This is a genomic window from Arthrobacter sp. V1I9, assembly GCF_030817075.1.
Lineage (GTDB): Bacteria > Actinomycetota > Actinomycetes > Actinomycetales > Micrococcaceae > Arthrobacter.
This window is the reverse complement of the sequence record NZ_JAUSYU010000001.1, coordinates 1,065,020-1,084,411: the sequence shown is the minus strand read 5'-3', so window position 1 is coordinate 1,084,411 and position 19,392 is coordinate 1,065,020. Positions and strand designations below refer to the sequence as shown.

11 protein-coding genes and 2 pseudogenes are annotated in these 19,392 nt (G+C 64.9%); 3 read left to right on the top strand and 10 right to left on the bottom strand.

Annotation, left to right across the window (positions count from 1 at the left end; genetic code table 11):
- Positions 1–7 precede the first annotated feature (7 nt).
- A complete protein-coding gene (locus QFZ70_RS05165) occupies positions 8–1,684 on the top strand; it encodes a formate--tetrahydrofolate ligase (RefSeq protein WP_307094383.1) in 1,677 nt (558 codons plus the stop codon).
- Positions 1,685–1,868: 184 nt separating this feature from the next.
- The gene (locus QFZ70_RS05160) at positions 1,869–2,825 is read left to right on the top strand and encodes a hypothetical protein (protein WP_373461536.1); all 957 of its coding nucleotides are present in this window, start codon (positions 1,869–1,871) and stop codon (positions 2,823–2,825) included.
- A gap of 248 nt (positions 2,826–3,073) precedes the next feature.
- Here the strand turns inward: QFZ70_RS05160 and QFZ70_RS05155 are convergent, their stop codons facing one another.
- The 10 genes and pseudogenes from QFZ70_RS05155 to glmS all read right to left on the bottom strand — a co-directional run bounded on the left by QFZ70_RS05155 (position 3,074) and on the right by glmS (position 18,289).
- The gene (locus tag QFZ70_RS05155; protein WP_307094381.1) at positions 3,074–4,159 is read right to left on the bottom strand and encodes an inositol-3-phosphate synthase; all 1,086 of its coding nucleotides are present in this window, start codon (positions 4,157–4,159) and stop codon (positions 3,074–3,076) included.
- Between the two features lie 163 nt (positions 4,160–4,322).
- On the bottom strand, positions 4,323–5,363 hold the full coding sequence (mgrA, locus tag QFZ70_RS05150) for an L-glyceraldehyde 3-phosphate reductase (RefSeq protein WP_307094380.1): 1,041 nt from the start codon (positions 5,361–5,363) through the stop codon (positions 4,323–4,325).
- A gap of 126 nt (positions 5,364–5,489) precedes the next feature.
- Entirely contained in the window at positions 5,490–7,634 is a 2,145-nt protein-coding gene (locus QFZ70_RS05145) for an acyltransferase family protein (RefSeq protein WP_307094379.1), read from the bottom strand.
- Between the two features lie 93 nt (positions 7,635–7,727).
- A pseudogene (locus QFZ70_RS18955) lies at positions 7,728–7,900 on the bottom strand (aldo/keto reductase); the annotation flags it as partial.
- Positions 7,900–9,669, bottom strand: a complete 1,770-nt coding sequence (treZ, locus tag QFZ70_RS05140) for a malto-oligosyltrehalose trehalohydrolase (RefSeq protein ID WP_307094378.1) — start codon at positions 9,667–9,669, stop codon at positions 7,900–7,902. The gene treZ and the pseudogene QFZ70_RS18955, both read right to left, overlap by 1 nt.
- A complete protein-coding gene (treY, locus tag QFZ70_RS05135; protein ID WP_307094377.1) occupies positions 9,666–11,993 on the bottom strand; it encodes a malto-oligosyltrehalose synthase in 2,328 nt (775 codons plus the stop codon). Before treY ends, treZ begins: the two co-directional genes overlap by 4 nt.
- Complete coding sequence (gene glgX, locus QFZ70_RS05130) at positions 11,990–14,248, bottom strand: glycogen debranching protein GlgX (protein ID WP_307094376.1); 2,259 nt, start codon at positions 14,246–14,248, stop codon at positions 11,990–11,992. The genes treY and glgX overlap by 4 nt, the downstream gene beginning before the upstream one ends.
- 66 nt (positions 14,249–14,314) lie before the next feature.
- Positions 14,315–15,904 carry an NAD(P)H-hydrate dehydratase gene (locus QFZ70_RS05125; RefSeq protein ID WP_307094375.1) on the bottom strand — a complete coding sequence of 530 codons (1,590 nt, stop codon included), beginning with the start codon at positions 15,902–15,904 and terminating at the stop codon, positions 14,315–14,317.
- Between the two features lie 23 nt (positions 15,905–15,927).
- Entirely contained in the window at positions 15,928–16,275 is a 348-nt protein-coding gene (locus tag QFZ70_RS05120; RefSeq protein ID WP_307094374.1) for a holo-ACP synthase, read from the bottom strand.
- A gap of 126 nt (positions 16,276–16,401) precedes the next feature.
- Positions 16,402–18,289 (bottom strand): annotated as a pseudogene (glmS, locus tag QFZ70_RS05115) (glutamine--fructose-6-phosphate transaminase (isomerizing)).
- Positions 18,290–18,422: 133 nt separating this feature from the next.
- Between glmS and coaA the strand changes: the two are divergent.
- Positions 18,423–19,391, top strand: a complete 969-nt coding sequence (coaA, locus tag QFZ70_RS05110) for a type I pantothenate kinase (RefSeq protein ID WP_307094373.1) — start codon at positions 18,423–18,425, stop codon at positions 19,389–19,391.
- The last annotated feature ends 1 nt before the right edge of the window (position 19,392 follow it).

Sequence of the window (19,392 nt, the reverse complement as noted above, 5' to 3'; positions counted from 1 at the left end):
GACAAAGATGCCTGCTACCCCGAGTGACCTTGAGATCGCCCGCGCGGCACGGATCCGGCCCATCGAGGGGATTGCAACCGCCGCAGGCATCAACGTAGAGGCGGTGGAACTATACGGGCGGTACAAGGCGAAAATTGATCCTGCGGCGCTTTCGGCGCCGCCGCCGCACGGGAAGGTGGTGCTGGTCTCGGCCATGTCCCCCACCCCGGCCGGCGAAGGGAAATCAACTACCACGGTAGGGCTGGCCGACTCGCTTTCCCGGGCGGGGCATCGGGTGATGATCGCGCTGCGGGAACCGTCGCTGGGCCCGGTCCTGGGCATGAAGGGCGGAGCCACGGGCGGCGGGTACTCGCAGGTGCTGCCGATGGACGAGATCAACCTGCACTTCACCGGTGACTTCCACGCCGTGACGTCTGCAAACAATGCCCTGATGGCGCTGGTGGACAACCACATGTACCAGGGCAACGAACTCAATATTGATCCCCGGCGGATGACCTTTAAACGGGTGCTGGACATGAACGACCGCGCCCTGCGGGAGGTGGTCATCGGGCTCGGCGGGCCGACGCAGGGGGTCCCCCGCCAGGACGGGTTTGACATCACCGTGGCGTCCGAGATCATGGCCGTTTTCTGCCTGGCCACCGATCTCGCGGACCTCCGCGAGCGGCTGGGCCGGATCACGTTCGGCTACACCTTTGACCGTTCCCCGGTCACGGTGGCGGATCTGGGGGTGCAGGGCGCCCTGACCCTGCTCCTGAAGGAGGCCATCAAACCGAACCTGGTGCAGACCATCGCCGGAACCCCGGCCCTGGTGCATGGTGGTCCGTTCGCCAATATCGCCCACGGCTGCAACTCCCTTATCGCCACCCAGACGGCCCGGCGGCTCGCGGACATCGTTGTTACGGAAGCCGGTTTCGGCGCTGATTTGGGTGCCGAGAAGTTTATGGACATCAAGGCGCGGTTTGGCGGCCTGGCCCCTTCAGCCGTGGTGGTGGTGGCCACCGTGCGGGCGCTCAAGATGCAGGGCGGGGTGGCAAAAGACCGGCTCACGGTGCCGGACCTGGCGGCCCTTGAAGCCGGGGTGGCGAACCTGCGGCGGCATGTGCGCAACGTGGAGAAGTTCGGTGTGACGCCGGTGGTGGCCATCAACAGGTTCTCTTCGGATACCCAGGAGGAACTCGACTGGCTGCTGGCCTGGTGTGCAGCTGAAGGCGTCCTGGCCGCCGTCGCGGATGTCTGGGCAGGCGGCGGCGGTGGCGACGGCGGCGACGAACTGGCAGCCCTCGTGGCCCGTGTGGTGGACGGGCCGAACAGCTTCCGTCATTTGTACCCGCTGGAACTGCCGGTGGAGGACAAGATCCGGACCATAGCCCAGGAGATCTACGGTGCGGACGGCGTCGACTTCTCGGTGCCGGCACTGAAGCGGCTGGCCGACATCGAGCGGAACGGCTGGTCCGGGCTGCCGGTGTGCATGGCCAAAACCCAGTACTCGTTCACGGACGACGCCTCCCGCCTCGGCGCACCCAAGGGCTTCACCATCCACGTGCGCGACCTCCTGCCCAAGACCGGAGCGGGGTTTATCGTGGCCTTGACCGGAGCCGTAATGACCATGCCCGGCCTGCCCGCCGCCCCGGCCGCGATGCGCATGGACGTGGACGACGCCGGCAACCCGGTGGGCCTCACCTAACCCACCCCTCTCCCAGACCCGCGCTCACCTACGACCGCCCCACCCCCAACCCGCGCTCACCTACGACCGCCCCATCCCCAACCCGCGCTCACCTGATTCTCCTGCTCATCGACGCTTCCGTTGAAGGGATGCGTTCCTGTGGATAACTCTGACGCCAAGTCGGTTGCATGGATGAGAATGCAGTATGCAAAGCCTCCATCCCTTACCGATGCAACTGGCCAGCAAACCCTTCACTGTCGAAAAGGCTCGGAGCGCTGGCCTGACCCGCAGCCGTCTGAGGCGCAACGATGTGGCTCATGTTGGTCGGGGACTATACCGCCCCTCCACGTGGGATTTTGACCTTGAAGATGCCGCCCGCGCCCTGTCGGAGGCCACGCCGGGAGCTTGGATTTCCCACATCACTGCAGCACGGCTGCGGAATTCATGGCTGCCCGCCTGGCTCTCCGACTCTGTGGAACTCCATCTCAGCAAGCCCAAGGCTCTTCCCGGGGCCCGCAGGAAGGGCATTCACGGGCACAGGGTTCTGGTTGGCCCGGGCGAGGTGGAGTTTGTGGACGGGATTTGGCTCAGCACCCGCGCGCGTACGTGGCTCGACATGGCGAGAATGCTGCCGCTGCACGATCTGGTGGCTATGGGCGACGAATTGATCAGGCTGCCACGGCCCGGACTGGAGGGCCGGGAACAGCCGTATGCGTGCCTGGACAGTTTGCGCGCAATGGTCGCCCGGCACCCAAACTTTCAAGGAGTAGTGCGGGCCAGGCAAGCACTGGACCTGATGCGCGTGGGTGCGGACTCCCCTCCAGAAACCTTCCTCCGCCTGGCAATGCTGGATGCCAACCTTCCGGAGCCGGAGCTTCAACTGAGCCTCCGGCCTGATGACCCCCGATCGCCGTCTGCGGATCTCGCCTTCAGACGGCGGAGAGTTGCCATCCAGTACGACGGCGCACATCACCTTCAGGAGCCACAGCGGCTAAGCGATCGGCGCAGGGACAAAGCGTTCGAGGCGGCTGGATGGTCCGTGATCATCCTCGACAAGGCTGACTTGGACGACCGTTTCACTACAGCCGTCAAAGGAATCAAACGAGTGCTGAAGAAGTCAGCAGTGGACCCTGCTGCTGCATCCGGTTTCGCAACGGCCTAAGTCGCCTGAGAAGTGCTGCCGGCAGGATGCGGTCAAGGACACGAGGATACGGACGAGGTCATTCCGACCGTTAAACGCCGAACGCTTCCCCGACAAAACGGAGAAGCGTTCGGCGTAAACCCGGCCACAAGCGAGCACGCATCCCCCAGGAACCCGGCCACAAAAGAGCTTGCGTCCCCAGGAACCCGGCCACAAAAGAGCTTGCATCCCGAGGAACCCGGCCACAAGTGAGCGCGCGTCGGGAGGGGTTAGCGGTCGAGGTCTCCGCGGATGAAGGCTTCCACCTTTTCGCGGGCGAGGTCGTCGTTGAACTGCTCCGGCGGGGACTTCATGAAGTAGCTCGATGCTGAGAGCAGCGGGCCGCCGATGCCGCGGTCCAGGCCGATCTTAGCGGCGCGGATGGCGTCAATGATCACGCCGGCGGAGTTCGGTGAGTCCCAGACTTCCAGCTTGTATTCGAGCGACACGGGGGCGTCGCCGAAGTTGCGGCCTTCGAGGCGGACGAATGCCCACTTGCGGTCGTCAAGCCACTGGACGTAGTCGGACGGGCCGATGTGGACGTCCTTGGCGGCCAGCTCGGCTTCCACGTTGGACGTCACAGCCTGCGTCTTGGAAATCTTCTTGGACTCCAGGCGGTCGCGCTCCAGCATGTTCTTGAAGTCCATGTTGCCGCCAACGTTCAGCTGGTACGTGCGGTCCAGGGTGACGCCGCGGTCTTCGAAGAGCTTGGCCATAACGCGGTGCGTGATGGTGGCACCGATCTGGCTCTTGATGTCATCGCCAACGATCGGCACGCCCGCGGCGGTGAACTTGTCGGCCCACTCCTTGGTTCCGGCGATGAACACAGGCAGGGCGTTGACGAAGCCCACGCCGGCGTCAATAGCGCACTGGGCGTAGAACTCGGCAGCGGCTTGAGACCCGACCGGCAGGTAGCAGACCATCACGTCAACGGCAGCGTCCTTGAGTGCCTGGACAACGTCCACCGGCTCTTCGGTGGACTGCTCGATGGTTTCGAGGTAGTACTTGCCCAGACCGTCGAGGGTGTGGCCGCGCTGGACGGTGACGCCGGTGGGCGGCACGTCAGCGATTTTGATGGTGTTGTTTTCGCTCGCCAGGATCGCATCGGCAAGGTCAACGCCGACCTTTTTGCCGTCAACGTCGAACGCAGCGACGAACTGAACGTCACCCACGTGGTACTGGCCAAACTCGACGTGCATCAGGCCCGGGATTGTGGCCTTGGGGTCAGCGTCCTTGTAGTACTGGACGCCCTGGACCAGCGAAGCGGCACAGTTTCCTACGCCGACGATTGCAACACGAATCGGATGTGAAGACACGGAACTCCTTTGAGACAAAACGTCAGCCGGCCGGGTTCCGCTGTGAGGAAAGTACGACGGCGGCCGGCAGGCTCGGCGCCGCGCGGCGCCTTTTCATAGTACCCAACACAGTGGGACGGAGGCTTGTTCCCCCGTCCCACCTTGTGGAATGCCAACGGGGAGATCAGACCGGCTGTTTCCAGAGGTTGATGTCCGATTCCACCGCGAACTCGTCGATGGCGTCCAACTCGTCGGCAGTGAATGCAAGGTTGTCGACGGCGGCCAGGGAGTCCTCCAACTGGCGGACGCTGGACGCACCAATCAGTGCCGAGGTCACAGGAGAGCCCTTCGGCTGGTCCCGCAGGATCCACGCGATGGCCATCTGCGCCAACGACTGCCCGCGGCTCTCGGCAATACCGTGCAGTCCGCGGATCCGGTCCAGCTTCTCGTCGGTGATGGCATCCTCGGACAGGAACCGGGCCTTGGCGGCACGGGAGTCAGCCGGGATGCCGTTGAGGTAGCGGTCGGTGAGCATGCCCTGGGCCAGCGGTGAGAACGCGATGGAGCCGGCCCCGACCTGGTCCAGTGCCTCGTACAGGTTGGGGCTGCCGTTCTCGGTCCAGCGGTTGAGCATGGAGTAGCTGGGCTGGTGGATCAGCAGCGGCGTTCCAAGTTCCTTCAGGATGCGGGCGGCCTCGATGGTCTGCTCTGGGGTGTAGGAGGAGATGCCCGCGTACAGCGCCTTGCCCGATCGCACTGCATAATCCAGGGCACCCATGGTCTCTTCAAGCGGCGTCTCGGGGTCCGGCCGGTGGCTGTAGAAAATGTCCACGTAGTCCAGGCCCATCCGCTGCAGCGACTGGTCCAGGCTGGAGATCAGGTACTTGCGGGAGCCCCACTCCCCGTAGGGGCCGGGCCACATGTAGTAGCCGGCCTTGGTGGAGATGACCAGTTCGTCACGGTACGGCTTGAAGTCGTCCTTGAGGTGCCGGCCGAAGTTGGTCTCGGCGGAACCGTCCGGAGGACCATAGTTGTTGGCGAGGTCGAAGTGGTTGACGCCCAGGTCGAAGGCGCGGCGCAGAATGGCGCGCTGTTCGTCAAAACGCTTATCGTCGCCGAAGTTGTGCCAGAGGCCGAGTGAGATGGCCGGGAGTTTCAGACCGCTGCGGCCGACGCGGCGGTAGGGCATGGAGTCGTAGCGGTCTTCCGCCGCGGAATAAGTCATACGTTCCATCCTGCCAGTTGTGACCCGCACAACAGCCCAAGGCGCAAAAGTTACGCCGCGGGCTGACATCAGCCCGCGGCGGCGGCCGCGTTCGCCATGAAGAAGCGTCAGCCGCACCGTTGCATATCAGCGCAAGGAAGCTCGCAGCAACGGCGCGATATCTTGAGCAGCGGCGGCGGTCAGGTGGCCGCCGTCCACGTAGACCGGACTCGTCCCGATGAACGGCGGGCACCTCTCCTCCTCTGTGCAGTACCAGTCCTGAACCGGGACGTACTTCACTGCTTTGCGGCCCAAAGAAGCGATGGTGGACCGCTCTGCCCCCGAGAAGTTTTTGTACGCAGCCGGAACAGGGGACACGCAGTCTGCAGGTTTACTGACGGGCGTGGCACATTCCTGGAGGTCGCGTCCCGTGGGAGGTCCCGCCACCACCGCAACCTGATTGGCCGAGGCTGCAAACTTCTGTGCAGAGGACGACAGCGCCGCTTTCCATTGCGTTATGGCCTCAGTCCCTGATGCCCCGGAAGCGAGGCGGTTGAGATGGCCATGCCAGTCGCTGATCACCACCAGGTCAGGCGCATGTTTCGCAACCTGCTTTTCGACGAAGTTCTGAAAGTCTGAGCATTTGTTGTACTCAGAACCGTCTTTGAGCCTTACGTCGACCTGGACTGCGGGACAGGAGCTGCGGGCGAGCACTACTACCTTGTAGCCCTCCGGGATGAGGGCGGAGACCACTCCCGGCGCCAGCGCCGCGGCGTAGGAGTCACCCAGCAGGAAGGCGGTCTTCGGAGCGGCCCTGTCTCCATTGAGGCACTTGCCGAGAACGTCGGATTCGGCCGGGGCCGGGGCCTCCGGCGCGACATGGCAGGAAACGGTGCTGTGGCCCTTGTCCCTAAGCTCCCCAATGTCCGGGTTCAGTTTCGGCCATGCGTCGGCTGTCAGTGCTTGTTTAACGGCGTCGGCCCTCGCTGCCGCGTTCGTTCCACTGGCCGCCTCGGCCGGTTGCGGGGCCTCTTCATGGCCTGAGGTCAGGACGCCTGCCAGCGCATATACCACTAGGCCAATAGCCAGGATGCCGGTCAAAAAGAGCCGCCTGGTTCGCTTTCGCACCGTGCGTTGGCGCTTTCGCTTTCCGGGCAACGCTGCAACCGGGTTCTCCAGCCAGGTGCTTTTTCGGACTGGCTCCTCAATGAAGTGGAAGGACAATACTGAGAGCGCAAGCATGGCAATGACAGCGACGGGAACGTAGAGCGCAGAGCTCTCCTTAATGAGCGAACCCAGGAAGATTATGACGGGGAAATGCCAGAGGTAAAGCGAGTAAGAGATGTCGCCCACGTAGCCGGTCACCCCATTTGTCAGCGGCCATATGAACCGCTGCTCTCCACCGGTGCCCGCAGCGATCACGAGCGCCGTCGCCAATACAGGGGCGGCCGCCCATGGTGCCGGGAATGGCATGTCTGTGGCAACCGAAAAAATCGACCAAAAGATGCCAGCAATACCGGCCCAGGCCAGGACGGGCCGAAGCATCGCCGGAATGTGCTTGAATACGGGAACTAACACGGCTAGCAGGGCACCGATTCCCAGTTCCCAGGTACGAGTGAAGGTTGAGAAGTAAGCGACGGTCGGCCTCGCAGTGGTCTCGAACAAAGCCCAGCCGAACGACAGCGCCGCAATGACAAGCATCGCCAGTCCAACAACCCTGTGAGCCTTGGAAGTGTCCCACTTCGTTGAGCGACCTCCCACCGAGAAGATGAAAAGCATGAGCCAGGGCCATACGAAGTAGAACTGTTCCTCAACTGCGAGCGACCAAAAATGTCGCAGTGGGGAAACTGGCCCTGACGCCTGGAAATAGTCTGTGCCAGCTGCAGAAAAGTGCCAATTGGCCGAGAACAGCAAACTCCACAGCGCATCCTCAACGGTCGCTTGTGCGCGGCTGGCGTTTAGCAGGAAAAAGCCCACCAAGGCTGTGACAGCCAGAACCACAACTGAGGCCGGGAGAATTCGCCGGGCGCGCCGCCTGTAGAAGCCGGAAAACGAAATGGTCCCCGTTCGGTCGTGCTCCCGAAGTAGCAGCCCGGTGATGAGGAACCCAGAAATAACAAAAAATACATCAACGCCGACAAATCCTCCGGACGGCCAATGCACCAGATGGTCAAAGATGACAGCCAATACGGCTATCGCACGGAGTCCCTGAATGTCAGGACGCTTGCTCTTCGTGGTCTGCCGAAGGTCCCCGACCCCGGCCTTTTTGTTGGTCAGCGTCGAATGCGCCATGCTTCTCCCGTTTGAGACATAGAGCCTCTAATTCTACAAGTACCCGCGGCGGACTTTGATTTGGGAGTCAGAAGGCAGCGCAAATGGTGCGCAGGGCGGGCCGTAGTTGTTGGCGAGGTCGAAATGGATAACGCCCAGATCAAAGGCTCGGCGCAGGATGGCCCGCTGTTCGTCAAAGCGATTGCGTCGCCGAAGTTGTGCCGCAGAGAAGTTACGCCGCGGGCTGACATCATCAGCCCGCGGCGCCACCTTGCTCTAGGAAGGATCAGGACTTCAGAATCGCGGCGCTCCAGGGAGCCAGTGCCAGGGCGTCGCCTTCAAGGGCGGTACCCTCATCCGTTGCCAGCAGAACCGACCCGGACACGTCGTCCAGACGGACCTTGGCGTCCGAGAAGTTGAGCAGTACCTCAACACTGCCGCGCCGGAAACGCAGCCAGCCCTCGTCGTCGTCGAACTTCACGGCCGTCTCGCCGAAGCCAAGCCCGGCGAGCTCGGAGTGCTCCCGGCGAAGAGCGGTCAGGGAGCGGTAGAGCTCCAGCAGCCGGGCGTGGTCACCGCCGGCGGCTTCGTCCCAGTTCAGCTTGGACCGGTGGAAGGTTTCCGGGTCCTGGGGATCGGGCACGACGGCGGGATCCCACCCCATGCGCTCGAACTCCTTGATCCGGCCCTCTGCTGTGGCCTTGCCCAACTCCGGCTCAGGGTGCGAGGTGAAGAACTGCCAGGGCGTGCTCGCGGCGAACTCCTCGCCCATAAACAACATGGGCGTAAAAGGCGATGTCAGGGTGAGCACGGCCGCCAGAGCCAGCTGCCCGTAGGACAACGACTGCGAGAGCCGGTCCCCTGTGGCGCGGTTGCCGATCTGGTCGTGGTTCTGGTTGCAAACCACCAGCGCTGCCGGGTGGACCAAGGCAGGATTAATCGGCCGGCCGTGGTGGCGCCCGCGGAAGCTGGAGTAGCTGCCGTCGTGCAGGAAGCCGTCCTTCAGGACCTTTGCCAGGACCTCCAGGGACTGGAAATCCTCGTAATACCCGGTGGTTTCGCCGCTGACGCTTACGTGCACGGTGTGGTGGAAGTCGTCACTCCACTGTCCGGCAAGCCCGTAGCCGTTGGCATCCCGCGGGTAGATCAGGCGCGGGTTGTTCAGGTCAGACTCGGCGATCAGCGTCTTCGGGAGCCCGGTTTCCGCCGAGACGGCATCCCCCAGGGCACCAAACTCCTCCAAAATGTGCACAGCCCGCTCATCGCGCAGTGCGTGCACGGCATCGAGCCGGAGCCCGTCCACATGGTAGTCCCGGAGCCACAACGCAAGGTTGTCCAGGATGTACTCGCGAACCACATCCGAGCCGGGCCCGTCCAGGTTGACGGAATCGCCCCAGGTGTTGGCGTCCCCCTGCTTCAGGTACGGGCCGAATTTGGGCAGGTAGTTGCCGCTCGGGCCGAGGTGGTTGTACACCACGTCCTGGATGACGCCCAGGCCGGCGGCGTGGGCCGCGTCCACAAAGCGCTGGTAGGCGGCAGGCCCGCCGTAGCCTTCGTGGACGGCGTACCACTGCACGCCGTCGTAGCCCCAGTTGTGGGTGCCGTTGAAGCCGTTGACCGGCAGCAGCTCCACGAAGTCGACGCCCAGGTCCACCAGGTAGTCCAGCTTCCCGGCAGCGGCGTCCAGCGTTCCCTCGGGAGTAAAGGTCCCCACATGGAGTTCGTAAAGGACCGAACCCCGCAGTTCCTTGCCCTTCCAGGCGCCGTCCTGCCAGGAGTAGGCGGCGGGGTCAAAGGTCCGGGAGAGCTTATGGACGCCGTCGGGCAGCCGGCGCGACCGAGGATCGGGAACGGGCTGGCCGTCCCCATCCAGCAGGTAACCGTAGTCCACATCACCGTCAGCCGGAGCGTCCGGGGCGGTCCACCACCCCTCCGAGCCGGGCGCCGTCTCCTTCTTCAGCATCGGGTACTGCCGGCCATCCGCCTGCAGGATCACCGAATGTGCGTCCGGGGCCCAGACGTCGAAACGCTCGGGCCCACTGTGTACGAGGGTCATGCCTTTTCTCCATCCACCGGTACGAGCAAAGCCACGGGGTAGGTACCCAGCACCTCGCCCACCGAAACGGCGCCCGGCCCGTAGCCGGCACCGGTGAGCTCGTCCCGCACAGCGACGGGGAGTTCGACGGCGGTGTCCCGCCATCCGCCGTCGGCCGCCAGTCCTGCAGGAAGCCGGGTGGCCAGCGTCAGGGCTCCGGTGGCCCCGTCAGCACCGCGGTGGAAGGCGAGCAGGTGATCAGCGGCAGCGCCTGTTGCTGTCACCGGGCTGTAGCCCTGGAACAGTTCGGGCCGGTCGCGGCGGAGCCGGAGCGCACGGGAGGTGACCAGGAGCTTGCTGGTCTCGGTCCCCGCTTCCGGCAGGGTACCGGCGTCGAGCTTTGCCAGCTCTTCCTGGCGGACCGCGAAGTCCACCGGCCGCCGGTTGTCCGGATCGGTCAGGGACCGTTCCCAGAATTCGCTGCCCTGGTACACATCGGGGACACCGGGCATGGTCAGCTGGACCAGCTTGGCGGACACGGAGTTAGTGGCGGCGTAGGAGTCGATCCCTGCCACGAAGTCCTCCACCACCTGGGTGACCCGGCTATCGTCGAACGCAGCATCAACCGCGGCCTTGACAGAGGACTCAAATTCCTCGTCAGGGTCCGTCCACTTGGTGGAGTTGCCGGCCTCCCGGGCAGCTTTCTGCGCGTAGCCCTGAAGCCGCTCCCGGCTTGCAGGCCAGGCACCGATGATGGCCTGCCACAGCAGGTTCTCGTACGGGCCGTCCGGAATCGGGGCCAGCTCGCGGAGGCTGTTAAGTGTGGCAGTCCACTCCTGAGGCAGTTCCGCGATCACCGAGATCCGGGCCCGGGCATCCTCGCTGCGCTTGGTGTCGTGCGTGGACATGGTGGTCATGGAAAGCGGAAGTTCCTGCTGCCGCCGGGTCATCCGGTGGTGGAACTCTCCTGGCGAGACAGAGAATTCCGTCGGTTCGGCTCCGACCTCTGTCAGCGTGCCGAGGCGGGTGTAGCGGTAGAACGCCGTGTCCTCCACACCCTTGGCCATCACCATGCCCGAGGTCTGCTGGAACCGGACCGCGATCGGGTTGGCCGGGTCGAGGAGCAGCGGCAGCAGCGTGCCGACGGCGACCTCCAGTTCGGGCCGGTGGGCCGCCGCGGACTCACAGGCTTCCTTGAGGATCTCGGCACCCGTGGGCAGGTATGACCGGTACACCGGGAAGGCAGCGATGATTTCTGCGATGGCATCGGCAGCCTGTTCCGCGGAAAGCCCGTAGGACGCGGGGACCAGGCGGGCCAGCCGCAGCACCTCGGAGCGGAGGATGCCGTCGGCGATCATCCGCTTGGTGCCCCGGATCATTTCGGCGTAGTCCGCGGGGGCTGCTGATTCCCGCAGCTTCGCGTCGAGGTCATCGAGCGGCTGCTGGCCTGCCGGATCAACGAAGACCCTGTCAATATCAGCCAGGGCGTCGTACCCGGTGGTGCCCTCGGTGGCGAAGTCCTGGGGCAGGACCTCGCCCGGTTCGAGGATCTTTTCCACCAGGATGTAGGCCCCGCCGGTGAGCTCCTTCAGCCACCGCAGGTAGCCGGCAGGATCCGCCAGTCCATCAGGGTGGTCCACGCGGAGCCCGTCCACGAGCCCTTCGTTGAACCAGCGGCCCACTTCGGCATGGGCTTCCTCGAAGACGCGGGGCGTCTCTACCCGGATGCCGGCCAGCGTGGTGACCGCGAAGAAGCGCCGGTAGTTCAGCTCGGCATCGGCGCGGCGCCAGTCGATCAGCTCGTAGTGCTGGCGGCTGTGGACCTCCTGCGGGGAGTCGCCGTCGGAATAAGTGCCCTCGGCCAGCGGAAAGCGGTGGTCGTAGTAGCGGAGTTCGCCGTCCTTGACCTCCAGCTTGTCCAGGTCCTCAGCGGAGCCCAGCATGGGGAGGCGGATCTTCCCGCCGGCCAGGTCCCACTCAACGTCGAAGGCGTCGGCGTACGGCGAACCCTGGCCTTCCTTCAGCAGGGACCACCACCAGGGGTTCTGCGCCGGCGTGGCCACGCCCACGTGGTTGGGCACGATGTCCACCAGGACACCCATGCCGTGCTCGCGGGCAGCCTTGGAGAGAGCCAGCAGGCCTTCCGGACCACCCCGCTCCGGGTCCACGGCGGAGGGGTCGGTCACGTCATAGCCGTGGTCCGATCCCTGCTCCGCCGTCAGGATGGGCGAAAGGTAAACCCAGTCCACCCCAAGCGATTTCAGATACGGGACCTTGTCTGCAGCATCGAACAGGGTGAAGCTGCGGCGGATCTGCAGCCGGTAAGTGGAAGCCGGAACCCTCACTTCTCGCCCGCCTTCCGCGCCCCCACCTTGGTGGTCTTCCCGGGTTCAGCGATAACAGGGGTGCTGATGGATTCCGCTTCGCTGGTGGTGGCCTGCGTCAGCGCCGCGAGGGATGCAGCAACGGAGTGGTCCGGCTCCACTTCCTCGACGGTGTGGGCCCGCAGGACCACCAGGGACTTGGCTTCCACGGGCAGCGGCTCTCCGGCGGCAACGGGCTCGGTGTCCGCGTTCTGCCCGGCGGTGTCGATCATAACGTCCCAGGCAGGGGCGTATTCGTCGGACGGGAGCGTGAACTTAACGGTGTCATCGTGCGCGTTGAAGTACAGCAGGAAGCTGACGTCGGTGATCCGGCGGCCGCGGCTGTCCTTGCCCTGAATGCCGTCGCCGTTAAGGAAGACGCCCACGGACCGGCCGAACCCGCTGTCCCAGGCCTCGGGCTTCATGGTTTCGCCGTCCGGGTCCAGCCATACGATGTCCGGCAGCCGCTCGCCCTCGCCCCGCAGGACCGGCCTGCCGTCGAAGAAACGGCTGCGCCGGAACGTGGGGTGCTTGGCGCGGAGGGCGTTGACCGCCGCGGTGAACTCGACCAACGGCTGGTCAATGGTCTCCCAGTTGATCCAGGTCAGCTCGGAGTCCTGGCAGTAGCCGTTGTTGTTGCCCTGCTGGGTGCGTCCCATTTCGTCGCCGTGCAGGAGCATGGGCACGCCCTGTGACAGCAGCAGCGAGGCGATGAAGTTGCGCTGCTGGCGGGCCCGCAGGCCGAGGACCTCGGGATCATCCGTGGGGCCCTCGGCGCCACAGTTCCAGGACCGGTTGTGGGACTCGCCGTCGTTGTTCCCCTCGCCGTTGGCCTCGTTGTGCTTCTCGTTGTAGGACACCAGGTCCGCCAGGGTGAAGCCGTCGTGGGCAGTGACGAAGTTGATGGACGCCACGGGACGTCGGCCGGAGTGCTCGTACAGGTCTGCCGAACCGGTGATGCGGGAGGCGAATTCGCCCAAGGTTGCGGGCTCACCGCGCCAGAAGTCACGGACGGTATCGCGGTACTTGCCGTTCCATTCCGTCCACTGCGGCGGGAAGTTGCCCACCTGGTAGCCGCCGGGGCCCACGTCCCAGGGCTCGGCGATGAGCTTGACCTGGGAGACCACCGGGTCCTGCTGGATGAGTTCGAAGAAGGTGGACAGCTTGTCCACGTCGTAGAACTCGCGGGCCAGGGTGGATGCCAGGTCGAAGCGGAAGCCGTCCACATGCATTTCGGTGACCCAGTAGCGCAGCGAGTCCATGAGCAACTGCAGGGAGTGCGGCTGGCGGACGTTCAGGGTGTTGCCGGTGCCGGTGTAGTCCATGTAGTGCTTTTCGTCGCCCTCCATCAACCGGTAGTAGGCGGCGTTGTCGATGCCCTTGAAGGACAGCGTGGGGCCAAGGTGGTTGCCTTCGGCGGTGTGGTTGTAGACGACGTCGAGGATGACCTCAATGCCTGCCTTGTGGAGCGAGCGGACCATGGCTTTGAAGTCCTGGACCTGCTGGCCGGTATCGCCGGTGGAGCTGTAGGTGTTCTGCGGCGCGAAGAAGCCGATGGTGTTGTAGCCCCAGTAGTTGTTCAGGCCCTTGTCCTGCAGGGTGCCGTCGTTGACGAACTGGTGCACGGGCATCAGTTCGATGGCGGTGACACCGAGCTTCTGCAGGTGGGAGATGACGGCGGGGTGCGCCACGCCGGCGTACGTCCCGCGCTGTTCCTCGGGAATCTCCGGGTGCAGCTGGGTGAGGCCCTTGACGTGGGCTTCGTAGATGACCGACTGGTGATACGGAATCCGCAGGTTCTGGTCGCCGTCCCAGTCGAAGAACGGGTTGATGACCACGCCCATCATCATGTGGCTGGCGGAGTCCTCGTTATTGATGGTGTCCGGCTCTTCGCCCAGGTTGTAGGTGAACAGCGACGGATCCCAGTCCACCTGGCCGTGGACGGCCTTGGCGTAGGGGTCCAGCAACAGCTTGTTGGGGTTGAAACGGTTGCCGGAAGCAGGGTCGTAGGGGCCGTGGACCCGGTAGCCGTACTTCTGGCCGGGCTGGATCTGCGGGATGTAGCAGTGCCAGACGTACCCGTCCACCTCGTCCAGCGCGATGCGGGTTTCCTTGCCGTCGTCGTCAAAAAGGCAGAGTTCCACTTTTTCAGCACGTTCGCTGAACAGGGCAAAGTTGGTGCCGGTCCCGTTGTAGGTGGCGCCAAGGGGATAAGCCGATCCAGGCCAGACTTCCATAATGCTCCTCGTTGAAATTTCGGCAGCAGAAGGACAGGGCCCACTGCTGCCGGTGCGAACTAATGCCTACCGTAACGGCTGGGTACGACTATTACGCTTCCGGGACCCAGAGTTACTAAGCGTGCTTACTTTACCCCAAATTTGGGGTAAGGAGTCGGCGATTCCGCCAGCAGCGATCGGCCCGCCGGAGCTGGCGTCCGACGCCGCCCTCCCGGCCCGGCCATGCAGCGCGGCTCCCAGCGCAGCCACGGCAGCCCAATGCCCCTCCTCTTTTGCCCCCTGCATTCGTAAGCGTCCGACGTCGGGACCCGCCTGGGCGAGCAGCGCACCGATGATGCCCGCGAGCACGTCTCCGCTGCCTGCGGTGGCGAGCCAGGGGGTGCCGTCGGCCTGGCTGTACACATCCCCGGACGGTGCTGCGACCAGCGTGGTGGCGCCCTTAAGCAGGACCGTCGCGCCGGTGAGGGTGGCGGCCTGGCGCGCGGCCTCGAGGGTTCCTGCCTCTACTCCGGCGCGGTCCTGGTCAGCGCCCAGCCGCTTCAACAGTGCGGCGAGCTCGCCGGCGTGCGGTGTCAGCACCACGTGCGGGGCGAGCACATCAGGGAGGGCGGGCAGGGCACCGGCGTCGGCCACCACGGGGAGGCCGGAGTCGACGGCGTCCCGGGCGCGCTGCAGCTGTTCGTGGTCTGCTGGTCCCATGCCTGAACCCACCAGCCACGCCTGGACCTGGTTATCCGCTACCGTGCCGGTACTGCAGACAACTTCAGGGCAGGATTGACGGACCAGGTCGGCGACCTCGGGCGGCCCGAGGTACCGGACCATCCCCACCCCAGCTGCCAGGGCTCCCCGGCATGCCAGGACGGCCGCGCCGGGATAGTCAGCCGATCCCGCCACCACTCCCAGGACTCCCCGCGAGTACTTGTGGGAACGCCGGGCAGGGTGGGGAAGAAGGTTCGCGAGGTCTTCATCTTCGAGCCGGCGAACGGCCGGTCGGCCGAAATTCTCCTCGATGCCGATGGGCACCACTTCCACCCTGCCGGCATGATCGGCACCGGGGTCAGCCAGCAGGCCGGCTTTGGCCGCGCCGAACGTCACTGTGACATCCGCGGACAGCACCGGTCCGGACACGTCGCCGGTATCGGCGTCGACGCCGCTGGGCAGGTCGCAGGCCACAACAAGACCGGCAGTGTGTCCCCGGCCATCCGCGATGGCATTGACCAGGCCGGCGGCACTCCCCCGCAGCCCGCCTTTCGCACCTGTCCCCAGCACAGCATCGATGACGACGTCGGCGCGCACCGCTTCTGCGGCCAGATCGCTGAGTGCCGCGTCGGTAAGCTGCCGGACCCTGCCGCCGGCGCGCCTAAAAGCAGCCAGGGCTTTGGGATGGGCTGAGTCAGCGGTAAGCACCGCCGTCGTACGCATCCCCCGGGCGGCGAGGGCAGCACCGGCGTAAAGACCGTCCCCGCCGTTGTTGCCTTTGCCGGTGAGCACCACAACATTGGAGCCGTAGAGCCGGCGGCTGAGGGACCTGAGCTCGAGCACCACGGCGTGGGCCAGCCCGTGGGCCGCGCGCTGCATCAGGACGTCGCCCAGGCTGGCGGCCAGGAGGGGTTCCTCGGCTTCCCGAACCTGGGTTCCGGTGTAGGCGCTGATCACGTTGTCAGTTGCAGCGGGCCGGTTCAGCCTTCGGCCAGGACCGTGGCCGTGGCGATGCCGCCGTCGTGGCTGATGGAGAGGTGCCAGCGCTTGACGCCCTTGGACTCGGCGACGGCCAGCACGGTGCCCTTGACCTGGACGGTGGGGCCGTTGTGGTCCAGGCCGATCCAGCAGTCCTGCCAGTTCATGCCGGCCGGCGCACCGAGGACCTTCGCCACAGCTTCCTTCGCAGCGAACCTTGCGGCCAGCGAGCGGGTGTTCAGCTCCCGCTCGGCGGGGACGAACAGCCGGTCCTTCAGGCCGGGGGTGCGCTCAAGCTGGCGGCCGAACCGCTCGATGTCTACAACGTCTACGCCTATGCCAACAATCATGCGGCTTATTCTACGGTGACGTTCCTGCGCTCCCGGTGCGCCGTCCCGGCACCAGGTACAAAGAACGCCCCAGGCCAGAGCCCGGGGCGTTCGGTGCAAAACAACCGGCGCGTCGCCGATCCGCAGTTACTCGACGGTGACGCTCTTGGCGAGGTTGCGGGGCTGGTCCACGTCGTAGCCCTTGGCTGCGGCGAGTTCCGCGGCGAAGATCTGCAGCGGGACGGTGGTCAGCAGCGGCATCAGCAGCGTGGGGGTTTCGGGGACGTAGAAGACGTACTCGGCGTAAGCCTTCACGGCCTCGTCGCCTTCCTCGGCAATGACCAGGGTGCGGGCGCCACGGGCGCGGACTTCCTGGATGTTGGAGACCACCTTGGCGTGCAGGGAATCGCGGCCGCGCGGGGACGGGACCACCACGAACACCGGCTTGCCCTCATCGATCAGGGCGATCGGGCCGTGCTTGAGCTCACCGGCGGCGAAGCCCTCGGCGTGGATGTACGCAATTTCCTTCAGCTTCAGCGCACCTTCCAAAGCGACCGGGTAGCCCACGTGGCGGCCCAGGAACAGGACGGACTGCTCATCTGCCATGCTGCGGGCCAGTTCACGCAGGGGTCCCGCATTGTCGAGGATGGTCTGGATCTTGTCCGGGATCTTGCCCAGGTCCGCGAGGACATCCTTGATCTGCCCGGAGAAGATGTTCCCACGCAGCTGCGCCAGGTACAGGCCCAGCAGGTACGCGGCGGTAATCTGGGCCAGGAACGCCTTGGTGGAAGCCACCGCGATCTCCGGGCCGGCGTGGGTGTACAGCACAGCGTCGGATTCGCGCGGGATGGTGGAGCCGTTGGTGTTGCAGATCGAGATGGTCTTGGCGCCCTGTTCCCGGGCGTAGCGGACGGCCATCAAGGTGTCCATGGTTTCGCCGGACTGGCTGATGGAGACCACCAGGGTGTTTTCATCCAGGATGGGGTCGCGGTAGCGGAACTCGTGCGCGAGCTCCACCTCAGTGGGGATCCGGCACCAGTTCTCGATCGCGTACTTCGCCACCGTGCCGGCGTACGCGGCGGTGCCGCAGGCCAGGACGATGATCTTGTTGACCTGCTTCAGCAGCTCCGGGTCGATCCGGACCTCGTCAAGGGTGAGATTTCCGTTGAGGTCAGAGCGGCCCAGCAGGGTCTGCCGGACGGCGTCCGGCTGATCGTGGATTTCCTTCTCCATGAAGGAGCTGAAGCCGTCCTTCTTGGCCGAGGCCGGGTCCCAGTCAACGTGGTATTCCTTGCCCGCGGCCGGGTTGCCGAAGAAGTCGGTGATGTCCACGGCGTCCGCGGTGATGGTGACGATCTGGTCCTGGCCCAGCTCAACCGCACGGCGGGTGTAGTCAATGAACCCGGACACGTCCGAGCCCAGGAAGTTCTCGCCCTCGCCCAGGCCCACCACCAGCGGTGAGTTGCGGCGGGCGGCCACGACGACGTCGGGCTGGTCCGCGTGCACGGCGAGGAGGGTGAAGGCACCCTCAAGCCGCTGGCAGGCGAGCTCCATCGCGCGGGTGAGGCCGCCGTCGGACACGTCCCCGCCGAGCTTGTTGCGGAAGATGTCCGCCAGCAGCGCCGCGGCCACCTCGGTGTCCGTCTCGGACAGGAACTCCCACACCCTTTTCCAGCAGCTCAAGCTTGAGCTCGGCGAAGTTTTCAATAATACCGTTGTGGATCACGGCGAGCCGGCCGCCATCGGCCAGGTGCGGGTGCGCGTTACGGTCCGTCGGCCCGCCATGGGTGGCCCAGCGGGTGTGGCCGATCCCGGTCACCGTCTCCGGCAGCGGACGTTCCTCCAGCTCGGTGATCAGGTTGCTCAGCTTCCCCGACTTCTTCCGGGACTCAATCAAACCCTGGGACACCACCGCGACCCCTGCGGAGTCGTAGCCCCGGTACTCCAGCCGGCGCAGTCCCTCAAGAACTACGTCCAGCGCACTGTGACTTCCGCCGTGATTAGAACGGCCCACGTATCCTACGATTCCACACATAGGCTCAAGACTATCGGCAGGGGTGCCTGAGATCTAAACCGGGAAGCGTCCCGGGAGCCACTTCTGTTGCGCACTCCCCCTTATAAACGTGCGCCCGCATTTCGCTCTCAGCCGGGCTGGGGGCAGAATCTCTATGGTGACTGTGCAACGCAATGACGCGAACGGCGAAGGCGTCTCCCCGTTCGTTGAGCTGGACCGGCAAACCTGGTCCCGGCTTGCAGACGAGATGGAACAGCCCCTTAACCAGGAGGACATCGTCCGCCTCCGGGGACTTGGCGACCCGCTCGATATCAGGGAAGTACGGGACGTTTACCTTCCGCTGTCCCGGCTGCTGCACCTGTATGTCGAGGCAGCGGGCCAGCTGCACGCCGCCACCACCACCTTCCTGGGTGAGCAGACCCAGCGCACCCCGTTTGTGATCGGCGTGGCGGGATCAGTCGCTGTCGGGAAGTCCACCATCGCCCGCGTGCTCCGCGAAATGCTGCGCCGCTGGCCGGGCACCCCGAATGTGGAACTCATCACCACTGACGGTTTCCTGTACCCGCTGGCCGAACTGAAGCGGCGGCAGCTGCTGGAGCGCAAGGGCTTCCCGGAGTCCTACGACCGCCGCGCGCTCCTGCGTTTTGTGAGCGAAATCAAGAGCGGCGCCGAGGAAGTGCGGGCGCCTTGGTATTCCCACGTCACCTACGACATCGTTCCGGGCAAGGAAGTGGTGGTCCGCCGTCCCGACGTGCTGATTGTGGAAGGGCTCAACGTCCTGGCCCCGGCACGGCCCCGGCATGACGGCCGGCAGGGGCTGGCGCTGAGCGATTTCTTCGACTTCTCCATCTATGTGGACGCCAAAACCTCCTACATAGAGGAATGGTACGTGGACAGGTTCCGCAAGCTCCGTACCACCGCGTTCGCGCAGCCGGAATCGTACTTCCACCGGTACGCGGCACTTTCGGACGATGAGGCAGAGAGCACCGCCCGCGATATCTGGAAGCGCATCAATGAGCCCAATCTGGAGGAGAACGTCCTCCCGACCCGCGGCCGGGCACAGCTGGTACTCACCAAAGAGGCGGACCACTCGATCCGCCGGATGCTACTCCGGAAGGTCTAGC